The sequence below is a fragment of the Bacillus sp. DJP31 genome (genome assembly GCF_049310945.1).
GTDB lineage: Bacteria > Bacillota > Bacilli > Bacillales > SA4 > Bacillus_BS.
This window is the reverse complement of sequence record NZ_JBMERO010000001.1, coordinates 1-14,819: the sequence shown is the minus strand read 5'-3', so window position 1 is coordinate 14,819 and position 14,819 is coordinate 1. Positions and strand designations below refer to the sequence as shown.

General features: G+C 36.3%; 15 protein-coding genes. 12 read left to right on the top strand and 3 right to left on the bottom strand.

Annotation, left to right across the window (positions count from 1 at the left end; translation table 11 throughout):
• Positions 1-231: 231 nt before the first annotated feature.
• Positions 232-612, bottom strand: coding sequence for a DUF4183 domain-containing protein (locus ACOI1C_RS00075; RefSeq protein ID WP_422506763.1), 381 nt, complete (start codon positions 610-612; stop codon positions 232-234).
• A 362-nt stretch (positions 613-974) separates the two neighbouring features.
• Between ACOI1C_RS00075 and ACOI1C_RS00070 the strand changes: the two genes are divergently transcribed.
• The 12 genes from ACOI1C_RS00070 (at position 975) to ACOI1C_RS00015 (ending at position 13,555) form a co-directional block, all read left to right on the top strand.
• A complete protein-coding gene (locus ACOI1C_RS00070; protein ID WP_422506761.1) occupies positions 975-1,316 on the top strand; it encodes a DUF4183 domain-containing protein in 342 nt (113 codons plus the stop codon).
• Positions 1,317-1,471: 155 nt separating this feature from the next.
• The gene (locus tag ACOI1C_RS00065; protein WP_422506759.1) at positions 1,472-2,725 is read left to right on the top strand and encodes a glycosyltransferase family 4 protein; all 1,254 of its coding nucleotides are present in this window, start codon (positions 1,472-1,474) and stop codon (positions 2,723-2,725) included.
• The gene (locus ACOI1C_RS00060) at positions 2,700-3,626 is read left to right on the top strand and encodes a hypothetical protein (RefSeq protein WP_422506758.1); all 927 of its coding nucleotides are present in this window, start codon (positions 2,700-2,702) and stop codon (positions 3,624-3,626) included. The genes ACOI1C_RS00065 and ACOI1C_RS00060 overlap by 26 nt, the downstream gene beginning before the upstream one ends.
• 250 nt (positions 3,627-3,876) lie before the next feature.
• Complete coding sequence (locus ACOI1C_RS00055; RefSeq protein WP_422506756.1) at positions 3,877-4,794, top strand: NAD-dependent epimerase/dehydratase family protein; 918 nt, start codon at positions 3,877-3,879, stop codon at positions 4,792-4,794.
• Positions 4,795-4,930: 136 nt separating this feature from the next.
• Positions 4,931-5,572: a DUF1796 family putative cysteine peptidase gene (locus tag ACOI1C_RS00050; protein WP_422506754.1), complete on the top strand. Its 642-nt coding sequence runs from the start codon at positions 4,931-4,933 to the stop codon at positions 5,570-5,572.
• A 19-nt stretch (positions 5,573-5,591) separates the two neighbouring features.
• Positions 5,592-6,572: a polysaccharide biosynthesis protein gene (locus ACOI1C_RS00045; protein WP_422506752.1), complete on the top strand. Its 981-nt coding sequence runs from the start codon at positions 5,592-5,594 to the stop codon at positions 6,570-6,572.
• Positions 6,573-6,649: 77 nt separating this feature from the next.
• Positions 6,650-7,588: an NAD-dependent epimerase/dehydratase family protein gene (locus tag ACOI1C_RS00040; protein ID WP_422506750.1), complete on the top strand. Its 939-nt coding sequence runs from the start codon at positions 6,650-6,652 to the stop codon at positions 7,586-7,588.
• Positions 7,589-8,002: 414 nt separating this feature from the next.
• Complete coding sequence (locus ACOI1C_RS00035; protein WP_422506748.1) at positions 8,003-8,185, top strand: hypothetical protein; 183 nt, start codon at positions 8,003-8,005, stop codon at positions 8,183-8,185.
• An 82-nt stretch (positions 8,186-8,267) separates the two neighbouring features.
• Entirely contained in the window at positions 8,268-8,456 is a 189-nt protein-coding gene (locus ACOI1C_RS00030) for a hypothetical protein (protein ID WP_422506746.1), read from the top strand.
• A 181-nt stretch (positions 8,457-8,637) separates the two neighbouring features.
• Complete coding sequence (locus ACOI1C_RS00025) at positions 8,638-10,893, top strand: helicase-related protein (protein ID WP_422506744.1); 2,256 nt, start codon at positions 8,638-8,640, stop codon at positions 10,891-10,893.
• Between the two features lie 308 nt (positions 10,894-11,201).
• Positions 11,202-12,662, top strand: coding sequence for a D-alanyl-D-alanine carboxypeptidase/D-alanyl-D-alanine endopeptidase (gene dacB, locus ACOI1C_RS00020; RefSeq protein ID WP_422507596.1), 1,461 nt, complete (start codon positions 11,202-11,204; stop codon positions 12,660-12,662).
• 122 nt (positions 12,663-12,784) lie between these two features.
• Positions 12,785-13,555, top strand: coding sequence for a sporulation protein (locus ACOI1C_RS00015; protein WP_422506743.1), 771 nt, complete (start codon positions 12,785-12,787; stop codon positions 13,553-13,555).
• Positions 13,556-13,678: 123 nt separating this feature from the next.
• Here the strand turns inward: ACOI1C_RS00015 and ACOI1C_RS00010 are convergent, their stop codons facing one another.
• Positions 13,679-13,975 (bottom strand): hypothetical protein, encoded by a 297-nt coding sequence (locus ACOI1C_RS00010; RefSeq protein ID WP_422506741.1) that lies wholly within the window; start codon positions 13,973-13,975, stop codon positions 13,679-13,681.
• 415 nt (positions 13,976-14,390) lie between these two features.
• On the bottom strand, positions 14,391-14,768 hold the full coding sequence (locus ACOI1C_RS00005; RefSeq protein WP_422506739.1) for an ATP-binding protein: 378 nt from the start codon (positions 14,766-14,768) through the stop codon (positions 14,391-14,393).
• Positions 14,769-14,819 lie beyond the last annotated feature (51 nt).

Sequence of the window (14,819 nt, the reverse complement as noted above, 5' to 3'; positions counted from 1 at the left end):
TGGATATATCCTCTAAAATGAAATGAGTTTGCTTCGATCTATTAAATGAGCCCTAGATTATTCTAGAGGCTCTTTAGCATGTCAATTCATACAGCTCCTACTTATAATGAATGGGACTTCAACTCAAAGAAACGACTACCATTACAAAGTAGTCGCAAAGCATGATCTATTAATCTTTAAAAGTAAAATATCCAATTCTATAACTCTAGCATTATTAAAAACAGAGTCTTTTTATGTCTCGAAAGTCGTTCTAAGGATAGGATTAAAGTTGATAACTTCTAGTATAATCGGTGTTCCGTTTGCAATTTCAGAACCCTCTGGAATCGAAATAAGTAAGTTTCCTACTCCCTCTTCACCAGCTGTGTAAGAGAAATTATCATCCATTTGCAGTACTCCATTTATATATACATTGAAATAGCTATTATTCAAATTTAAAGTTGGGAAGTATTCAACGGCAGTACCAGTATCATCAAAAAACTGCGAACAATCAATTTTAATAAATGTTGTCTCTGGAATTGTCTCGAATGCTTCATAAAAGAAACGAGAAACGGTAGGAGAGGTGGCAATATGGGTATTTGATGCAACAGCAAGTTTTATTATTTTAAGGCTCATCATTTTTCCTCCTTTTAGATTTCCATACAACGTATGTAAAACAGATGAAAAAAGATAGTGTTGGACGAGTTTATCTTTTTAAAGATAATACATGAACCCATTTTATACACCGATTACTTTAGTTTTTTATATAATGAATTATCATTTCTGGTTATTCGTCTATAAGAGCCTGTTCAAAAAGGAGGACAAAAAGAGCAAAGAAGTTCAAGTAAGCGAAGTCTTGAGCACCGGAGCGTATGTTTTGTATACGTGAGGAGCGGAAAGACGAGCTGACGAAGAAATTCGAAGCTATTTTTGCCGGACTTTTTGAACATCCTCTATAAAGACAAACATTTTTGTTTTGGTGTTTGGAGGGTAGTTATATGAGGAAATTTAATTTAGTTGGTCAATATCCGCCTTTGCTAATGGCATTTCCTACAGTAGAAAAGCAATCCTATTTTGTTAGTCCTAAAAAGGTTGATGTTTTTGAATTTTATACAGTTTCAGATGGTTCCAGAAGGATCTTTACGGAGGGTGACTCACTTAAGGGGTATGGAGAGCAAAGAATCATCGGAGCTGAAAGAGTTTCCTACACAAATTTGTTTATTAACGGAGTGCTACAACCTCAAAGATGCTATGAAATTGAGGAAGGAAAAATAATGATTAAAACAGACGATATCCCTTTAAGGGGAACACCTATAATCTTACAAATGATCAAATTGTAGGATGTGCCTTCCTTACTTTCAATAATACAAGCTCTTAATACTAATTTTCGTTACATTCTTAAATTATTTCAAGAATCTCAAGTTATTAACCTATACAAATGTGAAACTCTCTCCATATTGATAGGGTATAACACCAAAGATAGGAGAGAGATAAAATGAAGATCCTACTAGCCACGTATTGGCCCATTCCACATGTAGGTGGAGTCTGGAAATATTTACAGCAATTGAGGAAGAAGCTCGAAGCGATTGGACATAGTGTAGATATACTAGGATATGACGAGGAGAATATTTCCGTTTATATCCAAAATGAAAACCGAAAAGTGGAAAGGGAGAAACTGTTACCCTTATTAACCGCAAAACTGAATCCACAAGCCTATCCATCTATTCATGCTAACGACTTAGTAAAATATACTGAATTTCAACGTTATGTATATGAACTTAGTAGTGTCTACTTGGGATTAGATCAATATGACATCATCCATACGCAAGACATCATCTCAACAGCATGTATTAATCGTGTGAGACCCAATCACGTCCCGCTAATTGCTACGCTTCATGGTTCTGTAGCGCATGAAATTAGATATCAATTAACAACTGTTCATAAATCAGATTCCAATTACATGGCAAAAGCCTACTATGATGAGTTAGAACGGACAGGGGCTATGACTCCTGAAGTGACTATTGTCGCGAACAATTGGCTTAAGGATATTTTAACTACTGAGTTTCAAGTTCCAAGTGAGAAAATAAGAGTTCTCCATTATGGATTTGATACGGAAAGCTTTATTAAAGGGATGAAAATGAAATCATCCATTGAGCGTCCTAAAAATAAAAAAGTGATTATTTATTCAGGTCGATTAGTTGAGCTTAAAGGGGTACATCACTTAATCGCTGCTTTAAAACAGCTTAAGGAAATTCGAAATGATTGGGTTTGCTGGATTGTTGGGAGTGGTGATAAGAGTGCAGAATTAAAGGTTCAAAGTAAAGTAATGGGGCTTGATGAAGAAATACTGTTTTTTGGAAAAAGAGATGACATTCCTTATTTGTTAGCCAATTCGGACATTTTTGTTCTTCCTAGTTTATTAGAAAATCAGCCACTATCTGTAATTGAAGCTCAAATTGCTGGGAAGGCGATCATTGTTAGTGATGTAGGCGGTTTACCAGAAATTGTAGAAAACGGAGTTACTGGGATTATTACTCCAGCAGGAGATATATTGAGCCTTACTAATAACATAAATTTACTTCTTGAAAATGAAAAGTATCGTAAAACTCTTGGATCTAATGCCAAAAAATGGGGGATGACCCATTGGTCCATGGATAAAGGGGTAAAGCTTTTACTTGAAGAATACAAACGCGCAATTTCAAAAAGAAATGAGGCTAGAGAGTATGATGCGTCTAATGACAATTATTAGACAATATTTACTCATATGGTGGATTTCGAGTATTGCATGGTGGAAGAAGGTGTGGTTTAAATTTCCGGAAAGTAATGATGAACCTCCAATGGATTCGAACGTATCAATAATTTGTTCGGAAGAGTATAATTCGTTGTTTTCAATAAAAGTATCTACTCCTAATTTCTTTGTCTCAAGCAAGGAGTGGGAAAAAATAATTAATTCTGTCCCAAAAGATTTCGTATTGCCTAATCCCTCCACGATGGTTGTTTTTCAGAAAATGCACGGCGATTTCTATCATTCTATTTTCTCTGCATCCGTTTTAACACCGAATGTATTTGTGGATAGTCAACTATGGGATCAAATGACAAGTAAACTTCCTTCTAGTTTTAAAATACCGAACGAAAAGTCATTGACGATCTTCAAATCTATGTCGGGAGATGTCTATTCTTCGCTTTTTTTAGACGTAAGCAAGACAAATGGTGTTTTCACAGATCCTGTCGTATGGGGAATAATTAAAGAATCTGTCCCTAAGAACTATAAGATTCCAAGCCCTAAAGTAAATGATATTTTTAAACCAATGACCAGCAATTTGTATCAATCCTTATTTCTATCGCCTTCCCAAAGTCAGAATCTATTCGTTGATCCTTCGGTATGGGAACCGATAAATAGAGCCTTACCTGACAACTTTATATTGCCCAACCCATCAACTCTGGAATTTTTCGATCCAATGAAGGCAGATTCCTATCAATCCTTCTTTTCATCAAACTCACAAAGTTCAGATGTTTTTGTCGATCATGAAGTTTGGAGTAGGATTCAAGAATCCTTGCCAAATGAATATAATCTTCCCCACTCGTTATCATCAGAAATTACTACTAGAAAATATATAAATAAGCGTAAAAACAATCTTTCTTCCTCTTAAACAATGATTAGAAATAGATAGGCAGTACCCACTCACAAAAATGTAGTGGGTCTTTTTAATCTTTATAGACGAAACTCTCATTTTTGAAAACTTGATCAATTCACCCTGACATTTTCCATTAAATGAGAATACTTTATTTTATCTTGAAAAAATGAAGTGAATTTTGTATTTATATCACAATTCACTAAAGTTCTACTTTCATTTTTAATAACTATTTTACATCTAAGAAAGAGTAGGGAGAATGATCAAAATGAAAGCAGTGGTAACTGGTGGAGCAGGATTTATAGGCTCCCATTTGGTTGACGAGCTAATTAGTAAGGGATTCGATGTTCACGTTATAGATAATCTCACATCGGGATGCATAAAGAATGTCCATTCTCAAGCAGTTCTTCACATTGAAGATATTCGGAGTTTAGAAGCGAGGAAAGTGATTTTTGAAGTAAGACCAGATGTGGTCTTCCATTTAGCTGCGCAAGCAGATGTAGGAAAGTCTATTAAAGAACCGAACTATGATGCAAGTGTCAACATAAATGGCACGATAAATATTCTTGAGGCAAGTTATTTGGCAGATGTAAAAAAATTTGTTTTTGCGTCGACAAGTGCTGTTTACGGGGAGTTTAAAACAGATCTTGTTTCCGAAAACGAGGCAACGTTACCTATTTCCTATTACGGAGTGTCCAAATTAGCAGCAGAGTCATATGTGCGACTATTTTATGACTTATATCAAATGTCCTATACGATCCTTCGCTTTGGGAATGTCTACGGACCTAGACAATTACCGAAGGGTGAAGGAGGAGTAGTAGCTGTTTTTATTGATCGGCTAAAAAATGGGGAGCCGTTAACGATATATGGAGATGGTGAACAAACAAGAGATTTTATCTTTGTAAATGACGTAGTTCGTGCCAATCTCTCAGCCATAAATAGGGGGCATCAGGAAATTCTAAATGTAAGCACTTCAAGAAGAATATCGATCAATCAATTAATCCATTTATTATCAGAAATACATGGAAATAAAATTGAAACCGTCAAAGCATTAAGAAAAGAGGGGGATATATTGCATAGTTGTCTAAACAATAAGAAGGCTATTATATCACTCGATTGGAATCCCTCCTTTTTTATTTACCGTGGTTTAGAAGAAACATATGTCTATAAAGTGAGAAGAGGTTAAAAGTATCCTACTAAAAAGTAGTCCTTTACAACTGGAAAAAAAGCACATTTTTGAGTACTTTAGCTTAATGCCATGTCACTTCTGATATTCTGGCATTTTATAAGTGTATCAAAAGGTAAGAAGAGAGGGATAAGTTATGAGAATACAGGATTTAAAAGGTGAATATAGTGCCATTTTTAGTTTAGGAGATCTTTGTTTAGCAGCACTTCAGCTTAGGAAAAGCAATCTCAGACCATTTGCTGGACCGCTGGATTGGATGTCATCTCCTTCTTTGTCAGATGTAAGTCGTCTTTTAAATAATAAATTTATTGGATTTATGGATTTAGAGAATTTAACACCTATTGGATATTCAACTGGTGTAGATAGTGCCGAACCGTATATTGCTGTTACAGACAATGCCTATCATATTGTTTCTAGTCATGATTTTAAAGCAAGTAGAAATACACTTTCACAGTTAGCCACTTATCCAGATGTAAGAGTAAAACTTGATAGACGAACTGAGAGGTTTCTATATATGTTGAAAAAATGTAAAAGAATTCTACTTATCCGAACTGAAGGGACATTTGAAGAAGTACTTGAATTAGAAGCGGCGTTATCAAAAATAGGAAGTAATAACTTCCATATTCTTGTTGTTAACCACACGAATGTTAGTGGGATTACAGAAAAAGAATGGCCTGTCAAACGAGTGTGTTCTATTGAACTACCAGATGTTGAGAAGTGGAGTGGAAATGATCATCTTTGGAGAAGCATCTTCGAAGGTATAACGATAAAAGCTTAATATATAGGAGGATTACTAGATGTTTAAAAATGCGGTGATTTTAGTAACTGGCGGGACGGGTTCCTGGGGATATGAACTGGTCCTACACTTATTAACCTTTGACCCTAAAGAAGTGATTGTATACTCAAGGAATGAAGATAAACAGGTTAAGATGAGAAGGGATATTGAAGACGTAAGGTTAAAATTTGTAATTGGTGATATACGAGACAAAGAGGCATTATTTCTGGCAACCAAAGGTGTAGATTTTGTCTTCCATCTAGCGGCCTTGAAGCACGTACCGATTTGTGAGGAATCGCCTGCTGAGACCCTAAAGACAAATGTAACAGGTACTCAAAACGTAATTGATGCGGCTATCTATCAAAATGTAAAAAAGGTAATCAATGTATCTACCGATAAAGCAGCAGATCCAGCCAATTTTTATGGTTTTTCTAAAGCCATTGGTGAAAAATTAATCATCCAGGCTAATCAGCTAACAAGTCTGACAAAATTCATTTGTGTAAGAGGAGGAAATGTACTGGGAACAAACGGCAGTGTGCTCCACTTATTTATTGATCAGATAAATAATAATCATGATATTACCATTACCGATAAGAGAATGACACGTTTCTTCTTAACTCAAGAGAATGCAATAAAGCTTTTGATTAAGGCAGCTATAGACGGAAGAGGTGGAGAAACCTTTGTTATGAATATGCCTGCCTGTAAAATTTTAGACTTAGCAAAAGTGTTAATAGGCGAAATTGGTAACGAAGTCAACATCGTAGAATCCGGAGCTAGACCTGGGGAAAAATTGCATGAAGTTCTCGTTTCCCACAATGAAATAGAATACACCTTTGAATACAATCAGGATTATCTCGTTGTTCTACCTTCAATTCATATTGAGGGATTAAAAGAACATTATGCAGGCCTAATGCCCGTCAACAAGGCTTCCTATAGTTCGATGGATGAATTAATGACACACAAGGAAATCAAAGAAATGTTAACTGAGGCAAAATTCATCTAAAAACTTTGCATGAACACTAGTGGTCTTTTAGCCAATAGAAACTCATCTAAAAAAAATCATAATAGGGGGGCATTGGTATGGATCGAAAGCCACAGTTGCTGATTACTGGGGCAAGTGGATTTACAGGGATTCACGCATGTACGCATTTTTCAAATTTAAACTACGAAGTAACAGCAGTCAGTAGAGGTCATGTTAACCAACAACCTCAAAGTATTCGAACAGAGTGCTGTGAACTCTCCAATAAAGATGAAGTAAATTTGCTCATTCAAAAAGTAAAGCCAGACTATCTATTACACCTTGCGGGACAAAATCATGTTGACCGTTCATGGAATGATCCGATTGCAACAATAGAGTCAAACCTGCTATCAACTTTATATGTAGTTGAGGCAATCCGTACTCTGAATCTAACTTGTAAAATTGTCATTGCTGGTTCTGCACTTCAATTTGACCCTAGTAATCTTTCAACTTTACACCACCCCTACAGTTTAAGTAAAACTCTACAAGTACTCATTGCACAAGCTTGGGAAAAATTATATAAGATGGATATTGTTATTGCAAAAACAACAAACTTAATAGGACCAGGACCCTCAAATGGTGTGTGTTCCATTTTTGCAAGTAAGATCGTAAAGATGGAAAACGGAAAATCAGAAAGCTATTTAGATGTATCTAATGTAAATACTACTCGAGACTTTCTTGATGTAAGAGACGCTGTTAGAGCTTACGAGATTTTATTTCAACGAGGTAGATCTGGAGAAATATATCAGATCTGTTCAGGGAAATACAGGTCACTTGAAGTAATACTTGATAAATTAAAGAGTCTTTCAGCGATTGATTTAAAAGTGAATTCGCAATCAAACCACATGGATCAAACACTACACGCCATTCAACCAAAGAGTCTTGCCAAACTAGGCTGGAGCCAAAAGTATGATATTGAACAATCATTGATCGATACTCTTAATTACTACAGGTATAATGAAAAGAAGATTGAAAAAGAGAATGGTTACTCTGATGTGTGACCGTTTTCTTTATCAGACTTCTAACCATAGGGACTACGGGGTTAGCCTAATCAATTAGGAGCCTATAGGCTTCCGTACTTAGGAATCAGAATCTCCCACTTCAAACAACCCGTAAGGGTGTTAAGTGGTGAGTAGTTCAAGAAAAAGTATATACATGTTTTCTAACTCCTACCCACAAAAACAAGTCCGAGACAAGAAACTATATATAAAGTTACCAAAAACTAATATAGCAAGGAGAATAATATGGAATTGTACTTAAAGCAATCACTAGAAGAATGGAAAGAAGAAATAATGTAAAGTTCCTTTTTATATCAGCAAAAAAGAATCCTCTTTTATCAGATTAATCCTGATACAACAAAATTAGCCTCTGATATAATGTGAATAAAAACTTTCACATTATATCAGAGGCTTTATATGATTTCACATGATTTCGGCTTGGATTTAGCAGCGTATAAAGAAATTGAAAAGATCTTTGAGTGTCTAGGGTGTGGAGGGAAAGGGTTACTTCATCGGCATGATTTTTATACTAGATATGTTATTACTGAGGATGGTACGACCTACATCATACTCTCAAATACTCAATTAATCCTGGAATAAATTATTGCTCATTAACAGGTAGATATGTATTAGCATATTGCTAGCAATGTGATATTATAAAGATAAAAAGGATGTTTATACAATGGGTAATGATTCACGGATTCAGTTAAATGTAAGGGTCTCTCTAAAAACGAGCCAAAAGCTAGATGAGATTGTAGAGTATTATCAAGAAAATTTAAAATTGGGTAGAATTTATAAGGGTGATGTTCTAACTGATATTATTGAAAAATCGCATGAGATTATGATGAAACAAAAATTATATAAAAAATAGGCTTTACTATAAGAGTCTGTTCAAAAAGGAGGACAAAAAGAGCAAAGAAGTTCGAGGAAGCGAAGTCTTGAGCACCGGAGCGTATGTTTTGTATACGTGAGGAGCGGAGAGACGAGCTGACGAAGAAATTTGAAGCTATTTTTGCCGGACTTTTTGAACACCCTCTATAAGGAGATACTTTGTGAATGAAATAAAGAAGCTCTATTCGAAAGCTGTCCAGCAAACAATTGGAAAAGTGTATGAGGATGTGGATCGATATATGGAAACGTGTGAAGAGATGCCCACCCTTGGTCTATATATAGATGCCAGAAGTCCTTATATTGTTCAAATTTGGTTAAACGCATGGCTTAATATAACGGCAGCTCGAGCTTCCATAACTGATAAAAAGTTATATTTAAAGGAAAAAGAAATCGATTTTGATGGAATAAGTAGAAAACAAATTAATCAATTATTTCGAAATGAAATGAGAAGTTATCCTGCATTTGATGTGGTTCAGTGGCTATTTGAAAAATTTCAAAATAATGAAGAGATCTGGGGAGTTAGATACCATTCCTTACGCAAGGAGTTGTTAGTGAAAGAAAGTGCAAGGCTGTTGCGGGAGCAGAGAAATCATGTTAAGAGACAAGTGCAAGAGGAAATCCATGTCATTATCGAAGTGAGCTTTTTAAAATTATTTCTACAGGTTCGGTATTATATTTCCTCTAAGGTCGTTTCAGATATAAACCAATATGGGTTTGTTGAAACGGAGCATCAGACACTTCATACCTTTTTGGAGGTAATGAACGAGGAAATCTTTTACAATCCTCAACTATACCGAAAACATCATGCTGAGGCATTCGATGAGGTATATGAATCCTATGTAACAGGATATTTGTTTGAGATTGGACCTGAATGGATTATGAAAAACCTCTCATCAAATTTACATAGCGAATACTCCAGTGTATTTGACAATTTATTAAGCAGACAGATCATAGAAGAATGGTCATATGATCATCTATTTGACACAAGCATTCATTTTTTTATCGATCTTCAAACAGAGTATTTGTCGGATTTAATCATGCTTGCACGATTAGAATTTGATCCTATAAAACATGAAGAGATCTATCAAAGAGATCATGAAAATAGGCAAACAATTGAACGAGAAAAACTATCGGAAAGAAAGCGACTTAAAGTAGAAGAAGATCGAATGATTGAAGATATATTTGGGCGTGAGTATAGACCTTCGATTGGACGAGATATTCAGTATATCCTTCATATAGGGGAGACGAATACTGGGAAAACGTTTCAAGCTCTAAAAAGAATGAAGGAAGCAAGTAGTGGAATATACCTTGCTCCTCTTCGGCTTCTAGCCTTAGAGGTCTTTGACAGGTTAAATTCAGATGGTGTTCCCTGCTCCTTAAAGACGGGAGAAGAAGAAAAAATCAACCCAAAAGCAAGTCATATTTCCTGTACAGTTGAGATGTTTCATGAAAAGGATTTTTACGAAGTAATTGTTATTGACGAGGCACAAATGGTTGCAGATAAAGACCGTGGATTTTCATGGTTTAAAGCTATTACAAAAGCCCTAGCCAAAGAAGTACATATCGTTGGTAGTTCTAACATGAAAGAAATGATTCTTCAACTTCTAGGTAATTCAAACATTATTGTTAAAGAGTATGTACGTGATGTTCCGCTAGATGTGGAGTCAAATGAATTCTCATTAAAGCAAACGAAGAAGGGAGATGCCCTCGTTTGTTTTTCGAGAAAGCGTGTTTTAGAAACAGCCTCGATCTTACAAGAAAATAAACATAAAGTAAGTATGATTTACGGAAGTATGCCACCTGAAACGAGAAAGAAACAAATGCAGCAGTTTATTGATGGTGAAACGACCGTAATTGTGGCAACGGATGCGATCGGAATGGGGTTAAACCTACCTATTGGACGAGTTGTTTTTTTACAAAACGAAAAATTTGATGGAACAAGAAGGCGTCGTTTAACATCACAAGAAGTCAAGCAAATCGCGGGCCGAGCGGGCCGAAAAGGACTTTACAATATAGGGAAGGTAGCCTTTACAGAGGATATAAAAGCGATGACGAGATTATTAAATCAAACGGATGAACCTCTCCAAACATTCTCCATTGCTCCTACAAGTGGAATCTTTGAACGTTTTCAACGGTTCTCTAGAAGTTTAGGGAAGTTTTTTGAACTATGGGATAAGTTTGAAAGTCCAAAAGGTACGAAAAAAGCAGCCCTTACAGAGGAACGTGATTTGTATGAAACGATAAGAGATTCAGTTATAGAAGCTCGACTTTCTATGATGGATTTATACGGTTTTTTACATATGCCGTTTTCATCATATGAACCGAAGCTAAAAGAGCAATGGCGGAATACTTTGCACTCAATTGTAGAGGGAAGGGAATTGCCTGAGCCAGTAATCAAAACAGATGGCTTAGAGTAATTAGAGCTCTCCTATAAGGCACTTGGTCTGCACCTACTATTTTTATATCGTTTAGACAAACGAACTGAGACGATGTATTGGGAAAGAATTAGAGAGAAAATTAGTGATGAGATTCACCAAATATTGAAAAGTGATGTGAAAATGGCACAGAAAAAGTGTCAAAGATGTGGTGACATTCTGCCTAAGAGCTTTACATACAATATTTGTGAAAACTGCCATGGGAATCGGTATAATAGGCATAAAAACCATCAACGCCGGCGATAACTAGGGGGAAGAAGGGGGTGGAAGTTATAAAAAGCAAAAATGCAATGCGTCTATTTTTCATTTTTATAACTGTATTAGGTCCAATTCTTTATTTCAATCTTCATTTCGTTTCTGCTACAAATTCAGAAAAGAAGATGGAACAGGAACTGAACTCTCTGTTGGAACAGGATCCTAGCTTAAAAGGGGCCATTGCAGGTATAAGTATCCGTTCTGCCGAGTCCGGTGAAATTTTGTATGGTCATAATGGAGAGATTAGATTAAAACCAGCTTCCAATTTAAAACTCCTAACAGCCGCGGCCTCCATGTCAGTCCTTGGTGAGAACTATACATTTACTACAGAAGTCTTAACAGATGGGTTCATGAAGGAAACGAGTCTATTCGGTAATTTGTATGTAAGAGGGAAGGGTGATCCTACCCTATTAAAAGCAGATTTGGATCAAATGGCAAAAGAGTTAAAAGACAAAGGAATTACTTCAATACGTGGTGACTTAATCGGAGATGACAAATGGTATGATGACATTCGTTACTCGGAGGACTTACCTTGGAGCAACGAGTCTGCTTATTATGGTGCACAGGTTTCTGCTTTAACGATCTCTCCGGATAAAGACTTTGACGCAGGAACGATCATTGTTGAGGTAAAACCTGGTGATGAAGTCGGGGAAGAACCAATTGTAAGTCTTACTCCTGATACTAGCTTCGTTCGTATTGAAAACCACGCAAACACGGTTGCAGATGGTGAGAAAAAGAAGCTGACAATAGAACGCAAGCACGGAAAAAACACCATAGTAATTGAAGGCACCATACCTAAAGGTGGAACTGTGACAAAAGAGTGGATGGCCGTATGGGAACCGACCCTTTATACATTGGATGTCTTTAAACAAGCACTTCACGAACAAGGGATTACCATCCTTGGTAAGACAATAGCCGGCTCCACTCCCAGAGGATCTGAAACGCTCTCGGTCCACTCTTCCATTCCATTATCTGAATTGCTCCTACCCTTTATGAAGCAAAGCAATAACGGGCATGGTGAGACATTGGTAAAAGAAATGGGAAGAGTCAAAAACGGAGAAGGCAGCTGGGAAAAAGGACTCGATGTTGTAAAAGATGAACTAACAAACATGGGAATAGATTCTTCTAACATGATGTTGAGAGATGGTTCTGGTATTTCACATGTTAATCTGATTGCAGCCAATGATTTATCTAAGCTATTGTACGAGATTCAAGATGACGCCTGGTTTCCAACCTACCTTACTTCCTTACCTCTTGCAGGAACAGCAGATCGTTTAGTAGGGGGAACACTAGGGTACCGTATGAGTTCACTTCCAAGTCAAGCCGAAGTAAGGGCCAAAACAGGAACACTTACAACTGTCACCTCATTATCAGGCTATGTAAAAACAAAAACCGGGACTTCACTCATCTTTTCTATTATTCTAAATAACCTTTTAGATGAGAAAAAAGGGAAGCTACTTGAAGATAAGCTTGTCACCATACTAGCAAACCAATAATTTTACATAATGAGTCAATTTATAGAAATAAAGAGGAATTAAAAAAAAAATCTTGAATAATTAAAGATGAATAGTAAATTTATATCGCTATTTTTTAGTGAATTCGTCAAGGGGGAAGATCTATGTCATTTTTTAATAAGGTTTTAGCAAGTGTTGGAATTGGATCTGCAAAAGTTGATACAAAATTGTATAAGGAAAGATATGTAGTTGGTGAAGAAGTTAAGGGAATTGTTGAAATCACAGGTGGGAATTTAGAGCAGCCTATAGATGAAATCTACCTTTCTTTAGCTACGACTTATATAAAAGAATCAGACGACAAGAAGTACACTCAAACTGGAGTTATCAACAAGTTTAGGGTTCTTGAAAAGCTAACTATAGCACCAAATGAAGTTAGGGAAATTCCTTTCTCGTTTAATTTACCTTTGAATACTCCGTTATCAATGGGGAGAACTAGAATCTGGATTCAAACAGGCTTAGATATAAAAAATGCCATCGATCCATCTGATAAAGACTTCATTGAAGTTACACCTCTACCACTGGTTGCATCTGTCTTAACTGCCGTTTCGGAACTTGGCTTTAGACTTCGTGAAGTAGAGTGCGAAGAAGCTCCAAGATACCTAAGAGGAAGTCATCTCTTCGTTCAAGAGTTTGAGTTTGTCCCCACAGGTGGAGCGTTTCGTGGAAAACTAGATGAATTGGAACTAACATTCTTTCCAAAATCTGAATCTACTGTAGAGATAATCATGCAAGTCGACAGAAGAGCAAGGGGATTAGGTGGACTATTCTCGGAGGCTCTTGCAATGGATGAAAGTAATGTTCGTTTAACTGTAAATGAAAATGATATCCCAACTATGGGGAATAAAATTTTTGATGTAATAAAGCGTTATTCTTGAGTTAAGGAAATGTAAATCACAGGGACTCACCTATAGACTAGGTGAATCCCTGTGATTTTTCTTGTATAGGTCAGCGTTTGACATTAGTAACAATTTTAAAAAGCGTATCCTAGCTTGTCCCGATCATTTGCTTGCATTTGCCTTTTTAAATAACTCCAGATAATCATCCTTCGTGATTTCTCTAGCGTTACTAGGAGTTGACCCATTTTGAAAAGATGATTGTGCCAAGTAATCAAAATCTGTTTCTTTTACCTCCAGGATCGTTGAAAATGCTGGAATAGAAAGGTCTTGGGATAGTTGTTTTAATTCATGCACTAATTTTTCTGTCGCCACTTCATCCGAATCTAGTGTAGTGGAGATTCCTATCGTTCTTGCAAGGGTCGCATGTTTTGAAACATCAGCTTGGGTGATTACAGCCACTAAACTTTACCACCCTCGCCACCTTTTTTACCACCGAACGCCAATGAATTTACCACACTACGCCAACGTATCTACCAATCAATAAAAAATAGCCCTACAGATTAATATTTTCATAATCATGTAGGACCCATTTTAGATTATTTAAATAGATTTGTCATTGAAGTAATCGGCGATTATTCTTCTGGAACCCTCGTGAATATCTTGCTTGGTCCAGCTGTAAGGATATGGTTCTTCTCCATAGACATCTAATAGCTTTATTTTCAGTTCCTCAGGAAATGGGAACCACCAACCAAGTAATAGTAATCTTCAATTTCCTGTAGATACATTCGCGTCATAATGGTCATATTATACTTCTGCACCTAATCCATGACGCTCACGCATAGAGACGTCGCCGTCTATAAGAATTTGATAGGAATCATGGATAATGCGGTCCAGAATAGCCAACATTATAGAATTGGCGGCAAGCAGATACTCCAAAAGCTGTAGCTAAGAAAGATTTTCCTGAACCAGTCGGTCCTTTCAAGATGATATTATGACTATCTCGTATATAGGCACCACTGGCAAGTTTCAAGATCAACCCTTTATCTAGTTTTCGATCTTCGTAGTATTCCATATCTTCAATACATGCATTTGAGTTCAAAAAAGTGGCAGTTTTAATCAAACGTTGAAGCTTATTATTCTTACGACGAGAATACTCTAAATCAACGAGTAAACAAAAACGGTCTTCAAAACTCATCTTTTGAAACTCTTTGTTAGATGCTTGTTCTATATAAGCTTCCGCAATACCACTCAATTTCAATTCGTGTAGTTTAGTTACTTAAGTTTCGCACCTTGAAAATCCAAC

What these genes read in the sequence shown, in the direction of transcription:
- ACOI1C_RS00075 (WP_422506763.1), bottom strand. Translation starts at nt 612, where the DNA reads ATGAGCCTTAAAATAATAAAACTTGCTGTTGCATCAAATACCCATATT.
- ACOI1C_RS00070 (WP_422506761.1), top strand. Translation starts at nt 975, where the DNA reads ATGAGGAAATTTAATTTAGTTGGTCAATATCCGCCTTTGCTAATGGCA.
- ACOI1C_RS00065 (WP_422506759.1), top strand. Translation starts at nt 1,472, where the DNA reads ATGAAGATCCTACTAGCCACGTATTGGCCCATTCCACATGTAGGTGGA.
- ACOI1C_RS00060 (WP_422506758.1), top strand. Translation starts at nt 2,700, where the DNA reads ATGATGCGTCTAATGACAATTATTAGACAATATTTACTCATATGGTGG.
- ACOI1C_RS00055 (WP_422506756.1), top strand. Translation starts at nt 3,877, where the DNA reads ATGAAAGCAGTGGTAACTGGTGGAGCAGGATTTATAGGCTCCCATTTG.
- ACOI1C_RS00050 (WP_422506754.1), top strand. Translation starts at nt 4,931, where the DNA reads ATGAGAATACAGGATTTAAAAGGTGAATATAGTGCCATTTTTAGTTTA.
- ACOI1C_RS00045 (WP_422506752.1), top strand. Translation starts at nt 5,592, where the DNA reads ATGTTTAAAAATGCGGTGATTTTAGTAACTGGCGGGACGGGTTCCTGG.
- ACOI1C_RS00040 (WP_422506750.1), top strand. Translation starts at nt 6,650, where the DNA reads ATGGATCGAAAGCCACAGTTGCTGATTACTGGGGCAAGTGGATTTACA.
- ACOI1C_RS00035 (WP_422506748.1), top strand. Translation starts at nt 8,003, where the DNA reads ATGATTTCACATGATTTCGGCTTGGATTTAGCAGCGTATAAAGAAATT.
- ACOI1C_RS00030 (WP_422506746.1), top strand. Translation starts at nt 8,268, where the DNA reads ATGGGTAATGATTCACGGATTCAGTTAAATGTAAGGGTCTCTCTAAAA.
- dacB (WP_422507596.1), top strand. Translation starts at nt 11,202, where the DNA reads ATGCGTCTATTTTTCATTTTTATAACTGTATTAGGTCCAATTCTTTAT.
- ACOI1C_RS00015 (WP_422506743.1), top strand. Translation starts at nt 12,785, where the DNA reads ATGTCATTTTTTAATAAGGTTTTAGCAAGTGTTGGAATTGGATCTGCA.